The sequence below is a fragment of the Nocardia sp. NPDC005998 genome (genome assembly GCF_040614395.1).
Classification (GTDB): domain Bacteria; phylum Actinomycetota; class Actinomycetes; order Mycobacteriales; family Mycobacteriaceae; genus Nocardia.
Window position 1 is genome coordinate 1 of the sequence record NZ_JBEXUI010000096.1, and the last position, 2303, is coordinate 2303.

Here is a 2303-nt window from a genome sequence, read left to right on the forward strand (position 1 = left end):
GAGTCGTCGAAGCGCATGCGACGCAGTCGCGAGTCTCGACGGCTCGGACGCGAGGCCCACCCGTCGCCCGACCACCACCCCTCATCGAATCGCTACGCGATGCTGACATTCGGGGCCGCGAACCCGCCGCGCCGCAGGCGCGGCAAATCCAACACCGCATGTAAATCCTGTGCAAAAGTTGGTGTGGCGCACTGGTTGCTCAGTCGACGCTGGCCGCATGATGGTCGAGTCAGCAAACTCCGCATCATCCGGCTGGGAGGCCATCGTGCTGATGCATCAAGGAATAGGGCTCGACCGTTTCAATGCGATGACTCACGCCCGTGCGGTACACGCGCTGTTCGAGGTCTGCTGCAATGTCACCTGGGCGGCCACGCTCGCCGACGCCCGGCCCTATCCGGATCGCGATGCGCTGCTGGCCACGGCGGATGTCGAACTGCTCGCGCTCTCGCAATCCGATCTCGATCGCGCCTTCGATGCGGTTGTGCACGAACAGGTCTCACAGCGCAACATGACGGAGCTGGTCCGGGTGGTGCACGACCGGATCGACCGGCTGCTCGGACCCACCGAAGGATATCCCGAATACTGACCGGCGAAACTCGCCCGGCGTATCGCCCGCAATCGCTCTACTCTGGATCCATGCGCAGGTCGCTTCCACCAGTCGCATGCCGGGTCGCGGATACCCTGATCGCGCGCGGCCACCATGGTGTCATCGTCACTCAGCCCGCTCCCACGCCCACCGCCGCCGATGCCGCACGGGCACTCGGCGTCGATGTGGGCGCCATTACCAAGTCGCTCGTGTTCCTGCTCGACGAGGATCCGGTGCTGCTGCTGGTCTCCGGGGCGCATCAGGTGGATCTGGCGAACACCGGCGCGCGGCTGGAGGGCACGCTCACCCGCGCCCCCGCCGATATGGTGCAGCAGGTGACCGGTCAGCCCATCGGCGGTATCGCACCGGTCGGCCACCCCACCAACCTGCCGACCTGGGTGGACAATGCGCTATCGACGCACCGGGAGGTGTGGGCCGCGGGCGGCGTTCCGAATACCGTGTTCCGCACCTCGTTTCGCGAACTGGTGCGCATTACCGCCGGACTTCCGATCGACGTGGACTGAATTCCACGCCCGCCCAGCAACAGCGCGGATCGCGGGATGGAGATCAATCCAACAACCATGGGGCGATCCATTACCGACAAACCCGGCGTAGTTTCGTCATGTGAGCGAGCGGAGAACCAGCAACACAGCACCGACGGTCGCAGCGGAGCCGAGCGCTGACGAGGCGCAGCTGTGACCGATGCGCAACCGCCTGCCACGGATATCCAGGTTCCCGACGATCTGAGCGGTATCACCGCCGAGCAGTACCGCGCCTCCATGCGGCACTATCCCGCGGGCGTCACGGTGGTCACCCTCGGCTCGAAAAATGGTCCGGTCGGTTTCACGGCCACGTCCTTCGCATCGCTGTCGCTGGAGCCGCCGCTGGTCTCCTTCAATATCGCCCACACCTCATCGAGCCTGACCGCGCTGCGGGCGGCCGAGTCCGTGGTCATCCACTTCCTCGGCGAACATCAGCACGATCTGGCCCAGCGCTTCGCCCGCACCGCCGATCAACGCTTCACCGATCGTTCGCTGTGGACCACCCTGGACAGCGGCGAGCCGGTGCTGCACGGCACCCCCATCTGGATTCGGGCCACCATTAAGCAGCTGATCCCGATCGGTGACCACACCTTCGTCGTCGGCCTGGTCACCCGGGTGCGCGACAGCACCGAGGAACAGCCCGCCGCCGCGCCCCTGCTCTACTACCGGGGCCGCTACTACCGCCCGACCTCGCTCGAAGAGTGAGCTGAGTCGGGTCGAATTCCGCTGGGCGGCAATAGCGTTCGATCGCTGTATATCGAGCGATGAGCCGGTGCGAACCTCGATATGGAAGGTGTCGCCCGCAACCGTCCGTCCAGGACTGGAGCGCATCCCGCTCTGCCGAATACATTCAGCCGCCTTTCCGAGATCCGCCGGACCAGCGTCATCGCCGTCCTAGACGCAAGTGACCGGGCAGAGGTTCCATCGGGTGGCGAATCGCGCGGTGAATTTCGCAGAACGAAGTCGGCGGCCTCAGTGCCACATCCAGCTAGCTCCTGCCGTATCCAGTCCTGGATCGGGGTCTGTCGAACGTAGCCGAATGGTGGTCACCCAGGCCCTTGGGTTCGTATTCGACCGCCCTATGACAGAGAGGATGTGGGTGAGCACCTCCCGCCGAGGTTTGACCCTCCTTATGACTGACTTCGGGTCTTGAACTAGATCTGTCGGCCTGGGCG

3 protein-coding genes are annotated in these 2303 nt (G+C 64.9%); all 3 read left to right on the top strand.

The features are described from left to right. Positions 1 to 265: 265 nt before the first annotated feature. The 3 genes from ABZ293_RS41965 to ABZ293_RS41975 all read left to right on the top strand — a co-directional run bounded on the left by ABZ293_RS41965 (position 266) and on the right by ABZ293_RS41975 (position 1833). The gene (locus ABZ293_RS41965) at positions 266 to 586 is read left to right on the top strand and encodes a 2-oxo-4-hydroxy-4-carboxy-5-ureidoimidazoline decarboxylase (RefSeq protein ID WP_354962060.1); all 321 of its coding nucleotides are present in this window, start codon (positions 266 to 268) and stop codon (positions 584 to 586) included. A gap of 50 nt (positions 587 to 636) precedes the next feature. Continuing rightward, positions 637 to 1110, top strand: a complete 474-nt coding sequence (locus ABZ293_RS41970) for a YbaK/EbsC family protein (protein ID WP_355189910.1) — start codon at positions 637 to 639, stop codon at positions 1108 to 1110. A gap of 171 nt (positions 1111 to 1281) precedes the next feature. Then, positions 1282 to 1833, top strand: a complete 552-nt coding sequence (locus ABZ293_RS41975; RefSeq protein WP_355189911.1) for a flavin reductase family protein — start codon at positions 1282 to 1284, stop codon at positions 1831 to 1833. Positions 1834 to 2303: the final 470 nt, after the last annotated feature.